Annotated in this window: 17 protein-coding genes; 14 read left to right on the top strand and 3 right to left on the bottom strand. The window is 49.6% G+C overall.

Annotation, left to right across the window (positions count from 1 at the left end; translation table 11 throughout):
• The first annotated feature begins 11 nt into the window (after positions 1–11).
• Positions 12–662 carry a hypothetical protein gene (locus JCM11969_RS04915; RefSeq protein WP_156319257.1) on the top strand — a complete coding sequence of 217 codons (651 nt, stop codon included), beginning with the start codon at positions 12–14 and terminating at the stop codon, positions 660–662.
• 482 nt (positions 663–1,144) lie between these two features.
• On the opposite strand, the gene JCM11969_RS04910 is transcribed toward JCM11969_RS04915, so the two are convergent.
• Positions 1,145–1,687 carry a TetR/AcrR family transcriptional regulator gene (locus tag JCM11969_RS04910; protein WP_054708935.1) on the bottom strand — a complete coding sequence of 181 codons (543 nt, stop codon included), beginning with the start codon at positions 1,685–1,687 and terminating at the stop codon, positions 1,145–1,147.
• Between the two features lie 122 nt (positions 1,688–1,809).
• Between JCM11969_RS04910 and JCM11969_RS04905 the strand changes: the two genes are divergently transcribed.
• The 4 genes from JCM11969_RS04905 to JCM11969_RS04890 all read left to right on the top strand — a co-directional run bounded on the left by JCM11969_RS04905 (position 1,810) and on the right by JCM11969_RS04890 (position 6,799).
• Positions 1,810–2,607 carry a hypothetical protein gene (locus JCM11969_RS04905; RefSeq protein WP_054708932.1) on the top strand — a complete coding sequence of 266 codons (798 nt, stop codon included), beginning with the start codon at positions 1,810–1,812 and terminating at the stop codon, positions 2,605–2,607.
• Positions 2,608–2,806: 199 nt separating this feature from the next.
• The gene (locus tag JCM11969_RS04900) at positions 2,807–3,931 is read left to right on the top strand and encodes a GGDEF domain-containing protein (RefSeq protein WP_054708929.1); all 1,125 of its coding nucleotides are present in this window, start codon (positions 2,807–2,809) and stop codon (positions 3,929–3,931) included.
• A gap of 996 nt (positions 3,932–4,927) precedes the next feature.
• A complete protein-coding gene (locus tag JCM11969_RS04895) occupies positions 4,928–5,782 on the top strand; it encodes a metallophosphoesterase family protein (RefSeq protein ID WP_054708926.1) in 855 nt (284 codons plus the stop codon).
• Positions 5,783–5,860: 78 nt separating this feature from the next.
• On the top strand, positions 5,861–6,799 hold the full coding sequence (locus tag JCM11969_RS04890; protein WP_054708924.1) for a DHH family phosphoesterase: 939 nt from the start codon (positions 5,861–5,863) through the stop codon (positions 6,797–6,799).
• A gap of 69 nt (positions 6,800–6,868) precedes the next feature.
• Here the strand turns inward: JCM11969_RS04890 and JCM11969_RS04885 are convergent, their stop codons facing one another.
• On the bottom strand, positions 6,869–7,750 hold the full coding sequence (locus JCM11969_RS04885) for an AEC family transporter (RefSeq protein WP_054708921.1): 882 nt from the start codon (positions 7,748–7,750) through the stop codon (positions 6,869–6,871).
• Between the two features lie 146 nt (positions 7,751–7,896).
• Between JCM11969_RS04885 and JCM11969_RS04880 the strand changes: the two genes are divergently transcribed.
• The 5 genes from JCM11969_RS04880 (at position 7,897) to JCM11969_RS04865 (ending at position 10,548) form a co-directional block, all read left to right on the top strand.
• Complete coding sequence (locus JCM11969_RS04880; RefSeq protein WP_054708918.1) at positions 7,897–8,301, top strand: MarR family winged helix-turn-helix transcriptional regulator; 405 nt, start codon at positions 7,897–7,899, stop codon at positions 8,299–8,301.
• A 34-nt stretch (positions 8,302–8,335) separates the two neighbouring features.
• On the top strand, positions 8,336–8,863 hold the full coding sequence (locus JCM11969_RS19715) for a LysR family transcriptional regulator (RefSeq protein WP_263850009.1): 528 nt from the start codon (positions 8,336–8,338) through the stop codon (positions 8,861–8,863).
• 44 nt (positions 8,864–8,907) lie between these two features.
• Positions 8,908–9,195, top strand: coding sequence for a LysR family transcriptional regulator substrate-binding protein (locus tag JCM11969_RS19710; RefSeq protein ID WP_263850008.1), 288 nt, complete (start codon positions 8,908–8,910; stop codon positions 9,193–9,195).
• A gap of 289 nt (positions 9,196–9,484) precedes the next feature.
• Positions 9,485–10,117: an LCP family glycopolymer transferase gene (locus tag JCM11969_RS04870; RefSeq protein ID WP_156319256.1), complete on the top strand. Its 633-nt coding sequence runs from the start codon at positions 9,485–9,487 to the stop codon at positions 10,115–10,117.
• 191 nt (positions 10,118–10,308) lie between these two features.
• Positions 10,309–10,548, top strand: a complete 240-nt coding sequence (locus JCM11969_RS04865) for a YdeI/OmpD-associated family protein (protein WP_054708912.1) — start codon at positions 10,309–10,311, stop codon at positions 10,546–10,548.
• 646 nt (positions 10,549–11,194) lie between these two features.
• On the opposite strand, the gene JCM11969_RS04860 is transcribed toward JCM11969_RS04865, so the two are convergent.
• Positions 11,195–12,997, bottom strand: coding sequence for a heavy metal translocating P-type ATPase (locus tag JCM11969_RS04860; RefSeq protein ID WP_054708909.1), 1,803 nt, complete (start codon positions 12,995–12,997; stop codon positions 11,195–11,197).
• A 227-nt stretch (positions 12,998–13,224) separates the two neighbouring features.
• Between JCM11969_RS04860 and JCM11969_RS04855 the strand changes: the two genes are divergently transcribed.
• The 4 genes from JCM11969_RS04855 to JCM11969_RS04845 are packed head-to-tail and all read left to right on the top strand — an operon-like array spanning position 13,225 to position 15,247.
• Positions 13,225–13,902 (top strand): response regulator transcription factor, encoded by a 678-nt coding sequence (locus tag JCM11969_RS04855; RefSeq protein WP_054708906.1) that lies wholly within the window; start codon positions 13,225–13,227, stop codon positions 13,900–13,902.
• Entirely contained in the window at positions 13,892–14,269 is a 378-nt protein-coding gene (locus tag JCM11969_RS04850) for a hypothetical protein (protein WP_054708903.1), read from the top strand. Before JCM11969_RS04855 ends, JCM11969_RS04850 begins: the two co-directional genes overlap by 11 nt.
• A gap of 40 nt (positions 14,270–14,309) precedes the next feature.
• Positions 14,310–14,462: a hypothetical protein gene (locus JCM11969_RS17575; RefSeq protein ID WP_156319255.1), complete on the top strand. Its 153-nt coding sequence runs from the start codon at positions 14,310–14,312 to the stop codon at positions 14,460–14,462.
• Positions 14,459–15,247: a sensor histidine kinase gene (locus JCM11969_RS04845; RefSeq protein WP_054708900.1), complete on the top strand. Its 789-nt coding sequence runs from the start codon at positions 14,459–14,461 to the stop codon at positions 15,245–15,247. The genes JCM11969_RS17575 and JCM11969_RS04845 overlap by 4 nt, the downstream gene beginning before the upstream one ends.
• Positions 15,248–15,393 lie beyond the last annotated feature (146 nt).

Genomic DNA, 15,393 nt, shown 5'->3' with positions numbered 1-15,393 from the left:
CGGGGGAACGCATGAAAAAATGGGGTGTATCGTTTATTTGTCTGGTCTGGCTATTACTGATGCCAGTCACGGCTGCTGCTCGCGCGGGTGGTGGCGGTGGCGGAGGAGGCGGCGGTGGGGGCTTCGGGGGATCATATAGTTCCGGCCGCTCGACCTGGTTTAACACCGCCGAAGAATATGTTGCGATTGGGTATGTCGGCTATAGCGGGGTAAAGATGGCGGTTCGACTTCGGAAAAAATGGCGCAACCGGGTTCGCGAAACGGCACCCATTGACCCGAAATTAGCAGCCCAATTTGAACCGCTCTTCACTGAGGTTGAAGCCGCCTGGTCGGTGAATCAGCAAGCTGACCTCGCCACCCTCATGCAACCGGATTATTTTCTCGAACAAAAAAAGGTCCTCGACCGGTGGGCAATTGAAGGCAAGCTCAACAAGGTCGATGATCTTAAAATTTTAAATCTCAAACAGGAAGTCACGCCAGACAAGAATCGCCCGCACGTGGTGGTCTTTGCTGAAGCGCGTGACTATTTCATTAAACCAAAAGAAACCAAAACCATTCAGCAAACGGCTTATCGCAATTGTAAGCTGAAATCGTTTCAGGAGGTTTGGAAACTCGCTTATAACGTGGACTCGAAATTAATTGTGACCAATATTCGTCAGTAGACTGAAAAGTCAGTGCAATCATGGGAATCCCTTGATTGCACTGACTTTTTTGAAGTATTGGGTGGATAGTTCGTTGCATTCCGCAATTCGGCAGGCCGTCGTAGTGGCTCGCGACTGAGCTAACTCGATTCTGCTGCGCAGCTCTCGAGTGGATCTCAGTCGACTCGCACATCAGTAACCGACCCAAGTACGGTCGCAAACTGATGTCGACACCACGACAACCTGCCGAATTGCTCCATTCCACTGACGTTGAGCTTATTTTTTACCATTAATTAAGCATCGCAATAGCGTTCAAACGAGTTTGCAGAGAATCCGCCCTCGACTGCTAGTAATCCCATTGACAGCCATGCTTCTCACAATGGGCAAGTCGTTGGTAACAATTGAGTAACAGGTTTCATGACCCCACTTTTGAAGACTTTACCATCAATGAAGCGCCACATTAGCGTGTTTTAAATCACTCGCCAAACAATAGAAAGACCCTTTCAGTGTCGCGAAATCAAAGCGAGATTCGCCCGCACCACGTGCTCATTTATCGTGCTCAGTTCCTCATATGAAACGGTGTCGGGATGGTTAAACCAGTAGACATAGGCGTTTAGCAGGCCAGCTGTTAGCTGCTGTAAGACAATTTGCGAAGCGCCGTCTGGTCGATTACCCAGGAGTTCTCCGCAGAGTGCCTGAAACAACATTTGCTGCAGCTGGTCGACTAAGGGGCGGTGCTGCTGGTTGAGACACAGTAGTTTAAAGCCGGTAAAGTTGCTCATGAGGATGCGGTCGAATACCGCTAACAGGGCTTCTGGTGTGTCATAGTTGTGGGTCAGGGCGTGGTCCACTTCGGTAAACAATTGATCCGAAAAATCTTCAAAAATATCGGCTACTTTTTCATAGTGAATGTAAAAGGTTCGCCGGTCGATCTGGGCGGTGCGGCACAACTCCGCCACCGTAATCTTCGTGAGGGGCTTATCCGCCAACAGCGTGAAGAGGGCGTCGCGTAATTTTGTTTTCGTTTTTATGATTCGCCGATCCATTTTTCTTCACCTCAAAACGATAAAAGATAATGCACACATTTTAAATAACTGGTACGAAACACCTGATATTACCTTCTATAATAATGGACAATCAAGCAATTATCCATTAGGAGGTCTTCATTATGTGGTCAATGCTTCATACTGTTTTTGCCACTTACAACGGCACAACGTACAGTTTAACTGACTTTGTCAACGCACTGAGCCCCAGTAATCCCCACTACATCGCAGCTTTAGCGGTAGCGGGACTTACCTTTGCGATTGGGTTCATCGAATATATTTACAGTTTCCTGCTGGTCAACCGGGAGAAAAAATCACCGTACAACGTGTTGATGCACACGTTCTACTTTGCCATCGACAGCATGGGGATCTTTGTGTTTGCCCTTGCATCGCACGCCACTGGCGGGTTCTGGGTATTTACGGCTGCTTCGATTGCGGAGGTCGTTTGGACACTGTTCGAAATTTACAACCTTGTTCTTTGTATCTACGTCGAACGCGTTGATATCTGGGGGTCAGCCGTCACGGTTGCCCAAGCTTGGTGGAAGGTGCTCGGCTGGCTGCTGGTCATGATTCCCACGGTCAATTTGTTCCGGGTCTTCATGAATGATCCCGCCATGTTGAAATGGTACATCTTCACGAACATCCTGATGGGCATCATGCCTGGTCTGTACTGGGAAAAACGCGGCACGCGGCTTGGTGCCTCGTGGGGACTGGCCATCGTCATTTGCGTCGGCACGATCAACTCATTCCTGCTGACCAACATGTGGGCAACTATCAGCAGTTATTTCAGTATCCAAAACAACCCGTGGTTCTACGTGGTCGGCGTGGTCGCAATCTTCTTTTCGATCCGCGCCTTCTGGGTGCTGCACAAACTGCCAGCAAAGCCCAAAACGATGCCAAATGGCAAGAAAACGATTTGGTAACGGGCTGAATACCGACATATTTTTGAATAGTGTTTATTAGTGTAACTATTTTGCACAATCTTTAGTATAATAAAGAATGAACCCGCAACCTTGAGGCAATCGTTGATGGCCTTAACAAGCTGGTTCATTTGTACATATTTGGAGGACATATCGAGTAGGCTGCTGGTGGGGGTCGCGCACACTGACAGAGGACATCGAAATGACAGAAACAACATGGCTCGTGCAGCCACTATTTACGGGTATCTTTATGGTGCTGGGACTCCTGTTGTTTTACCAGACACTCGGTAAAACAGTCGCGCGTCTCACGCAACATAATGCGATCAAAATTAATTTTAGAAAGGGGCCATTGTTTGTTTACAGCGTAGCCTATTGGACGCTGATCAGCGGGTATGTGCAATATCGGATCGGACTGACCAACAACGCCTTAGGATTTTTGAACTTCGGCATTTTGATTTTATTTTATGTGCTGCTATATCTGAGAATTCGTGGGTTGGCCTGGGTCGCAATCGGGACAATGGTCGCGCAGATCTTATTTTTAAACGGCACGCAAATGCGCATCGATAACGCGATTAGCACAGTGATTATGTGTGCCATTTTGGTTGGCATGACGGTGCTGGTCAATCGGAGCCGCACTGGTCTGAAAATGCTCATTGTGGCCGTGGATATCTTAGATGTCTGTACATGGGGCATCCTGCTTTTTGTGAAACTACCTGGCGTTTCTACCGTAACACCGCACATGCTGTGGGATAACTGGTTTGCGTTTATCGTCATGAACGCCGCACTGATTTACACACAAACGCGATTAAACGACGATAATACCTATATCTGGAACGTCGCCACCCGCGCCACGGTGGATGCGCTCACCCAAATTCCAAACTTTGGGACGTTTCGTAATGAACTGCAAAAGGACTACGACCAATACTACGACACCGATGACGTGCTGACGATGATCACACTGGATGTTGACCATTTTAAGAGTTTTAACGACCAATACGGTCATCTGGCTGGTAATCAAATCTTGCGGTCAGTGGGCCGCTTCTTAAATGATGTCGTCTCACCATTTCCAGGCGCCGTGGCCTGTCGTGTCGGCGGTGAAGAGTTTAATTTACTGTTGCCTGATGTGACCCTTGACCAAGCAACCCGAATCGCTAAAGGGATGCAGGCGCGGATGGCTGAACAGGTGATTCATTACAATGAACAGCGGATGTCGATCACCATCTCACTCGGCGTTGCGCAACTCAGTCACCAGGATGAAAAAGCCACTGACTTCTATCAGCGAGCCGATGAATTACTTTATCAAGCTAAAGCACAAGGGCGCAATTGAGTGGCTACTGAAATGGCGCAGCGGTAATTGAACAGTGTGTTGTGTTAGGATTCAGTTTATTTGGTCGTTGCATTCCGCAATTTGGCACTCCGTGTGGTGGCTCGCGATGAAGCTAATTCGATTTCTGCTGCGCAGCTCTCGAATGGATCTCCATCGTCTCGCATATCACTAGGTGGCCCGCTTATCTGCTACATTGTGGAAACGTGCTCCGCAAGCCAACTCCCTACTGTGTAAGTCAACTTTGTCAGAAATTCAGAACCGGAATTTCCGACAAAGTCGCCTTACACTCCGGGAGTTACCCGGCTTGCTACACACTCTGGCAGCATCGACACCACAGCTCCGCGCCAAACGACTCCATTCCACTAACTGTGAGCATGCTTCTCACTTTCACACAAGTACCGTAATCCAATTAAACCTGGTTCGAAGATTATCCGCACTCGACTGCTGATAATCGAATGACAGCGAACTTAGTGATGGTGATTGCGGATTGACAGGATATTATGAATATTATAGTAGTTGAACAACGTCTTGTTCTGCAATAGTTGAGTTAGTATTTGTTTCGATGATGCGCAAATGTTAGCGTAGTGAAGCCGGTCGGCATTGCAGGCTGTGGTGTCGGTGTTTGTTGGCGAGGGTTCTTTCCTCGCCTACAAACACGGGAGACGGAGGAGATCCTTGAATTTCTGACAAGAAATTCAATAGCTCCGGAGCGACGCTTTTACATTGCCGAAACGTGCTCCGCAGGCCAACTCCCTACTGTGTAAGGCGACTTTACCAGAAATTCAAGCCCGGAATTTCCGGCAAAGTCGCCTTACAATCCGGGAGTTACCCGGCCTGCTCCACACTCTGACAGCAGCCTGCAGGGCCGACCGGCGCAACGAAGCGTAATTATCCCACCATTAAATGCGATGGCACTCATCACTCTGAGTAAATCATCGCGTTTTTGTGCAACCTGGCTTAAAATAGAGGGGACACTATTTAGTTAGGAAGAATGCTATGACAACACATACAATTGCCGTTCTCTCGGACAGCCATGGTAACGGAACTGCCATGCGTGCTGTGCTAGCGGACGCTGAAAAATTTAACGTTGATGAGATCTGGTCGCTTGGTGATATCGCGTTTGGCGGGCCGTCGTCTGAAGACTGCTATCAACTGCTGAGTGAAGTGAACACGACACAGTATCTCAAGGGAAATTGGGAATCAGCTTACAATATGTTTACTGATACTAAAAAGATCAACTTGGATGACCCGACTCAGGTTTACTACGCCATGTTAGTTGCGTACGATTACGACCGGTTCGGCCCTGAACGCGACAAACAGTTGCACGAATTGCCCATGACGGGACGTAAGGAAATGGATGGGTTAACGATTTCGCTGACTCATAATTTACCGAACATCAATCGCGGGCACACGCTCTTTCCGGTTGAAGCACAGGAAAATTTCGATGCCATTACGCCAGATGAGGACGTGGACATCGCGATATATGCGCATACCCACACCCCACTTTGGCGGTACACTTCCTCGGAACAGATGGTGTTGAATCCAGGCTCTGTCGGGCAGAGTTGGTTTACCCGACAAAAATTTCTAGCTGACCGAGACGCGAGCTATCTGCTTTTGACCCTGGCTGATGGCAAGGTCATGGATGTGCATTTCTGCCGGGTTCTATTTTCATGGGAAACAGAGATTCAAATCGCGAAGGACCGGCATTTTCCATACGTGAGCGTTTATCAACATCTTCTTGAAACGGGCAATGCGTCAACGCATAACGCAGAGGTGCTTGGCAAAATCAATGATGCGCACAACTATCGGCAAACAGTGATTGATTTTTTGAAGGAACTTGAGGAAAAATAACCACCAGCGATGATTTAATAACAATCAAGAAAGCAACAATAAATAAGCCGTACCACTGACACGAAGGGAAGCATAGCAATGTTCACAGAAATCGGTACCGCAATTAAACAGGCCGCAACCATTGTGATCCTGCGTCACCAAAATCCAGATCCAGACGCCATTGGTTCACAGACTGGATTGGCAACGCTGATTCGGGAGGCTTACCCGGATAAGCAGGTGTATACGCCAGGGGTGACGCAAGCTGGGCTGACTTGGATCGGTGACATGACGCCAATCACGGATGACGTTTATACAACGGCACTGGTCATCGTGGTTGATACTGCCAATACGCCACGCCTAGATGCTTCGCCCGCGTATCGGCAGGCCAAACAGGTCATTAAAATTGACCATCACCCAGATGTTGACCACTTTGGCGATATCGTTTGGGTCGATGACCAGTCGGCAAGTTGTGCTGAAATGATTTACAAATTGACCCTGCACATTCCAGATTTAATATTATCGCAGAAATCGGCCACAGCGCTGTATGCTGGTATCGTGGGGGATACCAACCGGTTCTTGTATGATAGTACGACGGCCGACACGCTGGCCACTGCGACTGCCTTAGCGAAAACGGGCATCAATGTGTCTGCAATCAGTCACCACGACTACGAGATCACACCCCAGACAGCCCGGTTGGAAGCTTATATTCTGACTAACTTTACTTTAACTGGAACGGGGCTGGGCTACGTGATTTTAGACCTAGCAACGCTGCGTCAGTTTGACCTGAAGAAGGGTGACCTTGATGACGTTGTGCCGCTGATCGGTCAGGTTTCAACAGTGCGGGATTGGGTGGTCATCAGCGAACAGGCCGATGGTCGCTACCGGGTCAACTTCCGCTCCAAGGCCGTTTCAATTGAGCCGATTGCCCGCAAGTACGGTGGTGGCGGGCATCCGCTAGCGAGCGGCGCCTACGTGAAAGACCGGGCCATGGTTGACGCGCTATTGGCCGATCTGGATCACTTAAACCAACAACCATAAAAAAGAACCGCTATCGATGTCCGATAGGCGGTTCTTTTTAGATTAATGCATAAATGAGTGGCAGCGTGACTAAGCAGCCAGTGTCGAAATACCAAATAGCGGGATTGCCTGGTTTGTGTCGGACTTGTACTGAACTGAAAACAGCACGACCAAACTTGCGGTGGGGCAGGCGGCCATGAGGATGGTTGCCAGCGCGCCCGTTCCCGTTACGCCAAGCACCTTCAACAGGACGATCATGACAACTGGAAAAATCAGGTTGCGCAACGCTAATGACAACCAAAGGTGGCCGTTGAGGGTTTGCTTGCTAATGCGAACCTGTACCAGACTGGCACCCACTACAAACATGGCAAGTGGCGTGTTCAGGTTGCTGATGTCGGTGAGAAATTGGTTGACGGGATGCGGCAGATCAACGTTGCCAATGAAGATGCCCAATCCGACAATCACCGCCCACAAATTGGGATTCTTAATGAGTTGACGTAAGGTGTCACGCCGGCTGGCCTGTTTTTCGAACAACCCAATGCCGTGCGTCCAGTTAAAAATATTATAGATAGCCAGTGAAATTGAGGCAAAGAAAACACCCTTACTGCCAAACAGCGCCTGAACGAGTGGAATCCCCATGAAGCCAGCGTTGGAATAAATACTGGCAAATTCAAGGACGCGCTTGGTGGCACCATCCTGAACGCCGTGAAACAGCACCTTTGACACGACGATTTCGATGAGATAAAACAGGACCAATGCGATGACGATCAGAAGCAGTTCTTTTAAATACCGGGTGGAAAATGGCATTTCAAACGAGTTAATAATGAGGAAGGGGGAAACGACGTACAGTAAGATATTCGTGAGGTCCGAAACGGTAAACCCGCTGAGTGACCCCGCCCGTTTGATGCCGATCCCCGTGATGATCAGAGCGGCAATGATGCCAATTTGTGTTAATAAGACTGTGATGTTCATTTTGATTACTCCCAACGTTTCAAGCATCCAATAACGTGAAAACTAGCTGACTTGTCAGCTAATTAATTCTATTTTAGGTGTGCTATACTAAATTTGTCAAGAACGGGAAGTGAAAAAATGGACCATTTGTATTTTTTAGTAAGTATATGGCTGGCATCTACCGGGAATCGAAGGTGGAGATCAAAGCCCAGTTTGGGAAGCTCGGCGTGCACACCACCGAGGGCGATATTCTGCTGTTTATCAACGATAATCCGGGTATCAGTCAACGCGAAGTGGCGTATAAAATGGTATTGGATTCAGGCATCGTGACGCGCCATATGCGCAGCCTTGAAAAAAAGGGATTTGTGACGCAGGTCGTTGACCCAGCGGATGCCCGGCGCCGCGTCATTAATTTAACCGCTAAGGGGCAAAAGACCGTTCGCGGATTGCAGGCCATTTTGTCACAGTGGTGGCAGGAGCTGTTTGCCCAAGCTGGCGTCAGCGATTCAGAACAGACCCAGGCGGATTTGGCGCGGCTCTACCAAGTTATTATTCAAAAGAAAAAACGCTAGTCGGCGCGGCTAACGATCCATTGGGGGATGAATCATGGAATTTCGCCAGTTATCTTACTTTAAAACGGTCGTTGAGATGGGCAGTTTTACGGCCGCTGCCAAACAGCTACATATGGCCCAGCCACCGCTTTCCAGGCAGATCAGCAACCTTGAGGACGAACTCAACGTGCAGCTGCTGAATCGGGGTGCCAAGGGGGTGGTGCCGACGGATGCCGGTAAACTGCTGTTGGCTTATGCTGACCAACTCATTCAACTGCGTGCGGAAGCGGATCACCAGGTGCGTTTTTTGGGCACCGCTGTTTCCGGGAAATTACGGTTGGGGATGATCTCATCTGCTGTTGGAGTCGTGCCCAACACGCTGGCAACCATCACCGACTACTACCCCAACGTCCAATTATTGATTTCAGAGAGTGACACCTATCAGTTGATTGACCAACTTGAGAAGCATCAAATCGATGCTGCAATCGTGCGGACACCATTTTCGGTGCGCCACATGCGCGAGGAGGCACTCATGGAAGAACGGATGGTGGCGGTCGTGCCTAAGCCTATGAAACGGGATTAGCGTCTCGAATCTCGATTCATGATCTGGACGCCCTGCCGCTGATCGTGTACCGGCGCTTTCGTAATATTTTCAATCAAACGTTCTTTGAACAGGACATTAATCCATTTATTGCCAGCTATTGTGACGACGCGCGGACAGCGGTGCAGCTGGCAAACGCCAAGCTCGGCGTCGCACTGGTGCCAGAATCGGTCGGGCTGGCCTACCTCGGCATCGGTGTGACGATCCACCCGATTAATTTTGCGGGGTGGCGGACGCAGGCGAAATTACTTTGGCCCAAAGACACGGCTGCCAGTCCGCTGCTTAAACTATTCATTCAGCAATTTCACGATTAGGCAGTGCTTGCTGGCACAACCACTAGTTTTGCATATTAGATTTACTTTAAAAGTATGACTTACTAACGCCGACATATAAGCGTTAGTAAGCCTTTTTACTTGAAATTAGTTTGATTATTGTTGGATTTTTGAAATTGTGCCGTTTATCTCATTTTATAGAATCATTGTCATACCAAGCTTTCAGGTATCTCTTATAAAACCGATATACCTGAGACTGGTAGAATTTGACGTCGCGGTATTTTTCAGAAACCCCCATAATGAGGCCCGTAATCAATTGAAGGGGGTCTCAATGATGAAACTTTTGAAAAATGTTAAGTTCTTGGCAATCGTTGCGGTACTTGTTATTGGCGTTGGGTTTGCCTGGTTCAAGCTCGGTGTGCAACCGACACAGGCTGCTAGCACTAAGGTGAGTGGTCACGAGCCGTTAAACGTCCTAGTAATCGGGACAACTGATAATGGCAAAACGCAGTCAAGCATGACACTCGTTTCGCTGAATCCGAAGAAACAAGAAACGCTGTTAACCCAGATTCCAAATAACGAGGAAACAACGATCCGCGGGTATAAGAACTATGCGCTGATGCCGTTATCAACCGCTTTTGATGCTGGCGGCGCAACCACAGCAGTGCAGACAGTGCGCGATTTAATGCACGTGTCAGTGGATGGCGCCGTTGTCACAACTCAGAAAACGGCAACTAACCTAGCGAAAGTTGGGGCTTTAAACGTGTTAAAGGATAACACCAGCACGAGTTTCTCAACGCGTCAGCTTAAGACCATCACCAGCGACTATCTCGCAGCAACGAGAACGGTTAAGACACAACGGTTAACGGGTGCCAAGAGGGTTGCTAACGGGCAGACCTTGTCACTTGCAACGCCGACTGACTTAACCCACGTTCAAAAGGCCATTTCAGCGACCCTTAAGTAATCGCAAAAAACCACTCCTCTTATACGCTGGGAGTGGTTTTTGTTAGATGAGTCAAATGGCATTAATTGCTGAACGGTTTCACTACGCTGCGATACTTGTAATCGACATCATGGGTAGTAAAATGTCATAATTGGTGTCATTATCAGGCATGGTATACTAATGGCAACTTAAAACAAAGGACGTGACTACTTTTGGCACAAAAGAGTTTAGCTGATTATGAAAAGGATATTCCAGCAGTGGCAGATCTACTGAAGGATGATGAGACTTTATTTAAGTTCTTCAACGACCTCACCCCAGGTTACCAACGAGAATGGGCCAGATTCATTTTTGGCGCCAAGGCTGAGGCAACGAAGGAACGACATATTGAACAAATGAAAATCGTTTTTCGGGCTGGGTTTAAGTCAAAGCGGGCCTATGATTCGCAAAAGTAAGCGCGTTGAGAGAACCGTCCCTTGCCTTCCGAAGGGTATTTCCATTGTTAAGTAATTCAAAGGAGGGCTTTGATGTCGTTTTGTTCCACCGACACCATAGCATGCAATGCCGACCGGCACGACTACGCCACGATACTTGTAATCGTCAGCATTGATGGTAAGCCTTTATAAGTGGTGTCATGGAGGCTGTTAATTAATCGGCACGGGCAATTTGCACATCATTAAAAGCATTGCTGTCAATGGGCTTAATGGCAGTCGAGGGCGGATTCTCTGCAAACTAGGTTTAACGCCATGGTAATGCTTAACTAGTGGTAACAAGCAAGCTTAACGTCAGTGAAATGGAGTAATTTGGCACGGTGCTGTGGTGTCGACATCAGTTAGCGACCGTTCTTTGGTCGGTTACTGATGTGCGAGTCGATGGAGATCCATTCGAGAGCTGCGCAGCAGAAATCGAATTAGCTTCATCGCGAGCCACTTCAGCGCCGTGCCAAATTGCGGAATGAAACGGAATATCACCTAACATTGGAAAGACTCCCTCTGAATCGCGTTTCGGCAGGTAGCCAAGAAAGCAATCAACGTAAACTAAAACACAAAAGAACGCACATCAACCGGAATTGTTTCCCGAGTTAATGTGCGTTTTATCTGCTTAATCAACGGCCCGCTGGCTTCTAGCCCGCAACGCATAAAGAATCGTCACGGTATCCACGACTTCCTGTAGCAGTGCCCCAACAATGGTTGGAATGACACCGAAGCTGGCAATCAGCATCAGAATCGTACAGATTGCGATGCCAATCAAAACAGATTGACGGGCAATCTTCATGGTATAGCGGGCAATCGTTGTTGCGGTAACGACCCGGCTGAGGTCATCCTTCATGATCACAGCATCCGCGGATTCGCTGGCCGCCGTAGCACCACTAGCGCCCATCGCGAGCCCGACGTCCGCCGTGACCAGCGACGGCGCATCGTTCACGCCGTCACCGACCATGGCAACGGGGCGTTGCACTGGTGACAGTGTGGCCAGGACCTTGATCTTATCCTCCGGCAGGCAGTCCGCATGCACCTCATCGATGCCAACAGCCTTGGCGATTTTTTCAGCAATTGGCTGGCGGTCGCCGGAAATCATGACTAAGTTTCGAATGCCAAGTTGATGCAATCCCGACATCGTTTGTCTGGCCTCGGGTCGTAATTCATCCGCAAATTCAATTCGGCCCAAATAGTGATCATCAGCTGAAACGTAAACGGCGGTCACCGCTGATTTTGTGATCGAATTAGCCGGCATCACAAAGTCGGCCTTACCCGCCTTGACCAGCCGACCATTGACGGTGGCCTGAACACCGCCACCAGTGACTTCAGTCAACGCAGTGGCACTTGGTAACGTGTCCGGAGCAGCCGCGACGATGGCGCGTGCCAAAATATGATTGGACTGCTGTTCGGTGGTTGCGGCCAATGTTAACAGCTCAGCAGCCGTCGTTTCCGGTTCGGGCAGAACGGCTGTGACGGTCAAATTACCCTTGGTGATCGTGCCCGTTTTATCAAACGCCACCGTTTTTACTTTGGCCAGCTTTTCGAGCGTGGTCCCAGTTTTGACGATGATCCCGCTCTGACTTGCGCGACTCATCCCCGCCACCAACGCAATTGGTGCGGCTAAAATCAGCGGGCAGGGTGAGGCGACCACCAGTACCTGCGCAAATCGCACCGGATCGCCTGAAACGATCCATCCCGTACCAGCAATCACGTAGGCCAGAATGGTAAATGGCACGGCGTAACGGTCCGCCATTCGAACGAAGTGGGCGGGCTGGGCCTCCGCTTGTTTAACGAGTTGGATGATACTTTGATACTGGCTATCCTTGGCCTGCCGATCCGCCACGAATTCAAAGGCGGCGTCACCGTTGACTGCACCAGACATCACTGATTCGCCGGCACGCTTATCGATTGGGCGAGACTCGCCGGTAAGTGACGATTCATCCAGGGTCGCCGTGCCCTTTAACAAGGTGCCGTCAACAGGGACGACCTCACCTGGTTTGACCAGCAGATGGTCGCCGATCTGCACGTCATCAACGGGAATTTCCCGAGTCGTTTCACCGAGTAAATGGGCAGTTTGCGGCGAGTTTTCGAGGAGCTGTTTCAAATCCGAGTTCGCCTTACTAGCGGCGTAATCTTCCAGAGCGTCGCCACCGGTGAGCATCAGGAGGACGATAAGGGCGGCCCAGTATTCGCCGATGGCTAGCGTGGCGATCACAGCAGTTATGGCCAGCAGATCCACGCCGAATTTGCCTGACCGCAACGTTTTAACCATGTCGATGAACATCAGGAGTGCGATCAGCGAGCCAAGGACTGTAACTAATACCTGAGCAATCCCGTTTTGGTGCGCGCCAAATTCCAGACCGAAGGCAACCACTGCCACGATGAGCACCAGCCAGAGCCGTTTATAATTTGCGAGTTTTTGCATGAAACCACCTCCAGTAAACCAATTGTTTCCTGTCTTAATTATCTCGTGAAACCCGATTCAGGTCGAGACAACTGCTCAACAATGCCAACTTTAGGTAATGCGTAAATGTGTTTTCGGAATAACAGTTGGCCAAGACCTTGAGAAACCATTTCGTTTGGCGCGGTATCTGACGGGTGACTGGAATATCGGGTATAATAGCATCGATACTGTAAAAGAGGAGAACAACAATGCCGACTGTACTAGTGATCGAAGACGAGCCAGGGATGGCCGCCTACTTAAAAACTGAATTACAATTTGAAGACTATAGCGTGCTGCTGGCCTACGATGGGCTGGAAGGGCTGCAGGTCTACGAAGACAACGCCCAGGTCGATGTGATCTTACTGGACTGGATGTTGCCTAAAATGGACGGCCTTGGCGTGCTGCGGCGCATCCGGCAGACCGATGACGTGCCGATCATTATGATGACTGCCCGGGATTACGTGAGCGATAAAGTGGCGGGCCTGGACTACGGCGCGGATGATTACATTACTAAACCATTTAAAATGGAAGAGCTGCTGGCGCGGATTCGGGTGGTGCTGCGACGCGGCCACGAACGCGCAACTTATCAGGTCAACGACATTCAGCTGGACACTAAGGCGCATTCAGCCGTCAAAAATGGGACGTTTATCCAACTAAGTCAGCGTGAGTATACGCTGTTGTTGACGCTGATCAAAAACGTGAATCAGGTCGTCAGCCGCGATGAGCTGCTGGACCAAGTCTGGGGCACCGACTACACTGGCGGCACTAATATTTTGGACGTGTACATTCGCCATCTGCGCGAGAAGATCGATGACGACGATAGCGACGTGATCCAGACTGTGCGCGGGATCGGGTACACCATGAGGACGGCAGGCAATGACAACTAAGGCAAAATCCTATACCAGCGCTTCTCGTTTCACCCGGGTCTACGCCATTATGATTATCGTGATCGTGATGCTGACGAGTTTGTCGATTCTCACCGTCGTGGGGTACCGCTTGCTGGATGATAAACGAGATTACAGCACTGATGTCATTCAAACGTTAAAGAACGCCACGACGAATGGTGACGTCAAGTGGCGGTTTTGGGAGTCAAACTACGATGTCAATACGAACTCAACGTTTGTGGCAGTCCGAACCACCAGCAACGGGACCACACTGTTTCACCACGTCACAAAGGGTACCAGGACGCTCACCAGCCACCCGTTGCACGCACTGACTCGGAGCGGCCCAACGAGGGTCTGGGCTGTACTTTAAAGCGACAGCAACGCGCCGCGCGACCGCCCACGGCCAGCCAGTGACGGTACACTACACCGTTTGGCAGAGCCTTGATCGCGTCGTGCGGATGTTTGTCATTATTATTGAACTTGTGATCATTATTTTGATTTTAAGTCTCGTCATTGGTGTCTGGATCATTTCACAATTATCGAAGCGCCTCAACCAACCTTGACCGCATTGACCGACTCGACGCAAGACCTGATTCAAAAGCCCAAGCAGTCGTACCACGAAACATTGACTGTACCAACGAACCCGGAGGAAGTTCAGGAACTTGGCGACGTGTTTAATACGCTGCTCGGGTCGTTAAACGATACGATCTTGAAAAACCAACAATTCATTTCGGACGCCTCCCACGAATTGCGAACCCCGATTGCTGTCATTTTAGGGCACACAGAGCTGCTTGAAAAACACGCCGCCGACCACCCGGAAATTATTCAGGAATCCGTGGGTTATATTGATGATGAAGCCCACCAGATGCAGGAATTGGTGACGAGTTTACTGGCGCTGTCCCGCTCCACAAAAGCTGAAGCTGAGTTGACCACGGTTGACGTTGTGCCAATTATTCGAACGGTGGTTGCGCAATACCAGCAAGGACAACAGGTGGTGATGAAGCTACCAGAAAAGTTGCTGATTCACGCTAATGCTGGGCAAGTCCAGCAAATCTTGACCGCGCTTATCGATAATGCGCGTAAGTATTCATCGGTTGAAACGCAGGTTACGGTGAGCGCAAAGCGAGAATCCGAAAACACGGTTGCCATTACTGTTGCCGACCATGGCATTGGTATTAGTGACGCGGATAAGGCAAAAATTTTTGACCGGTTTTACCGCGCCGACCAGTCCCGCTCCAAACAGGTGGCGGGGTATGGCATCGGGCTTGCAATCGTCAGACAGTTGGTTGAATTGAATGACGCAACCGTTGATGTGAAGGATAATCAGCAGCTGGGAGTTGTTTTGTGATTCGGTTTAAGAGTGTGTAGCAAGGCGGTTTGAGGGCGGAGCGTAAGCTGACTCTGGCAGAAAATCCCGGGCCTGGATTTTTGCCAGAGTCGGCTTACGCAGTAGCCTCAGCCTTGCGAAACACGTTTAGTCTCGAGGCTAATAGA

The sequence above is a fragment of the Secundilactobacillus paracollinoides DSM 15502 = JCM 11969 genome (assembly GCF_001311135.1).
GTDB classification, from domain to species: domain Bacteria; phylum Bacillota; class Bacilli; order Lactobacillales; family Lactobacillaceae; genus Secundilactobacillus; species Secundilactobacillus paracollinoides.
Note: the sequence above shows the minus strand (reverse complement) of the source record. Positions and strands in the feature narration are given on the sequence as shown.

Coding starts and splice junctions, on each gene's coding strand:
- JCM11969_RS04860 (WP_054708909.1), bottom strand. CDS start 12,997: ATGCAAAAACTCGCAAATTATAAACGGCTCTGGCTGGTGCTCATCGTG.
- JCM11969_RS04880 (WP_054708918.1), top strand. CDS start 7,897: ATGGCTGGCATCTACCGGGAATCGAAGGTGGAGATCAAAGCCCAGTTT.
- JCM11969_RS04900 (WP_054708929.1), top strand. CDS start 2,807: ATGACAGAAACAACATGGCTCGTGCAGCCACTATTTACGGGTATCTTT.
- JCM11969_RS04870 (WP_156319256.1), top strand. CDS start 9,485: ATGATGAAACTTTTGAAAAATGTTAAGTTCTTGGCAATCGTTGCGGTA.
- JCM11969_RS04885 (WP_054708921.1), bottom strand. CDS start 7,750: ATGAACATCACAGTCTTATTAACACAAATTGGCATCATTGCCGCTCTG.
- JCM11969_RS04915 (WP_156319257.1), top strand. CDS start 12: ATGAAAAAATGGGGTGTATCGTTTATTTGTCTGGTCTGGCTATTACTG.
- JCM11969_RS04910 (WP_054708935.1), bottom strand. CDS start 1,687: ATGGATCGGCGAATCATAAAAACGAAAACAAAATTACGCGACGCCCTC.
- JCM11969_RS19715 (WP_263850009.1), top strand. CDS start 8,336: ATGGAATTTCGCCAGTTATCTTACTTTAAAACGGTCGTTGAGATGGGC.
- JCM11969_RS04890 (WP_054708924.1), top strand. CDS start 5,861: ATGTTCACAGAAATCGGTACCGCAATTAAACAGGCCGCAACCATTGTG.
- JCM11969_RS04850 (WP_054708903.1), top strand. CDS start 13,892: ATGACAACTAAGGCAAAATCCTATACCAGCGCTTCTCGTTTCACCCGG.
- JCM11969_RS04855 (WP_054708906.1), top strand. CDS start 13,225: ATGCCGACTGTACTAGTGATCGAAGACGAGCCAGGGATGGCCGCCTAC.
- JCM11969_RS04905 (WP_054708932.1), top strand. CDS start 1,810: ATGTGGTCAATGCTTCATACTGTTTTTGCCACTTACAACGGCACAACG.
- JCM11969_RS04895 (WP_054708926.1), top strand. CDS start 4,928: ATGACAACACATACAATTGCCGTTCTCTCGGACAGCCATGGTAACGGA.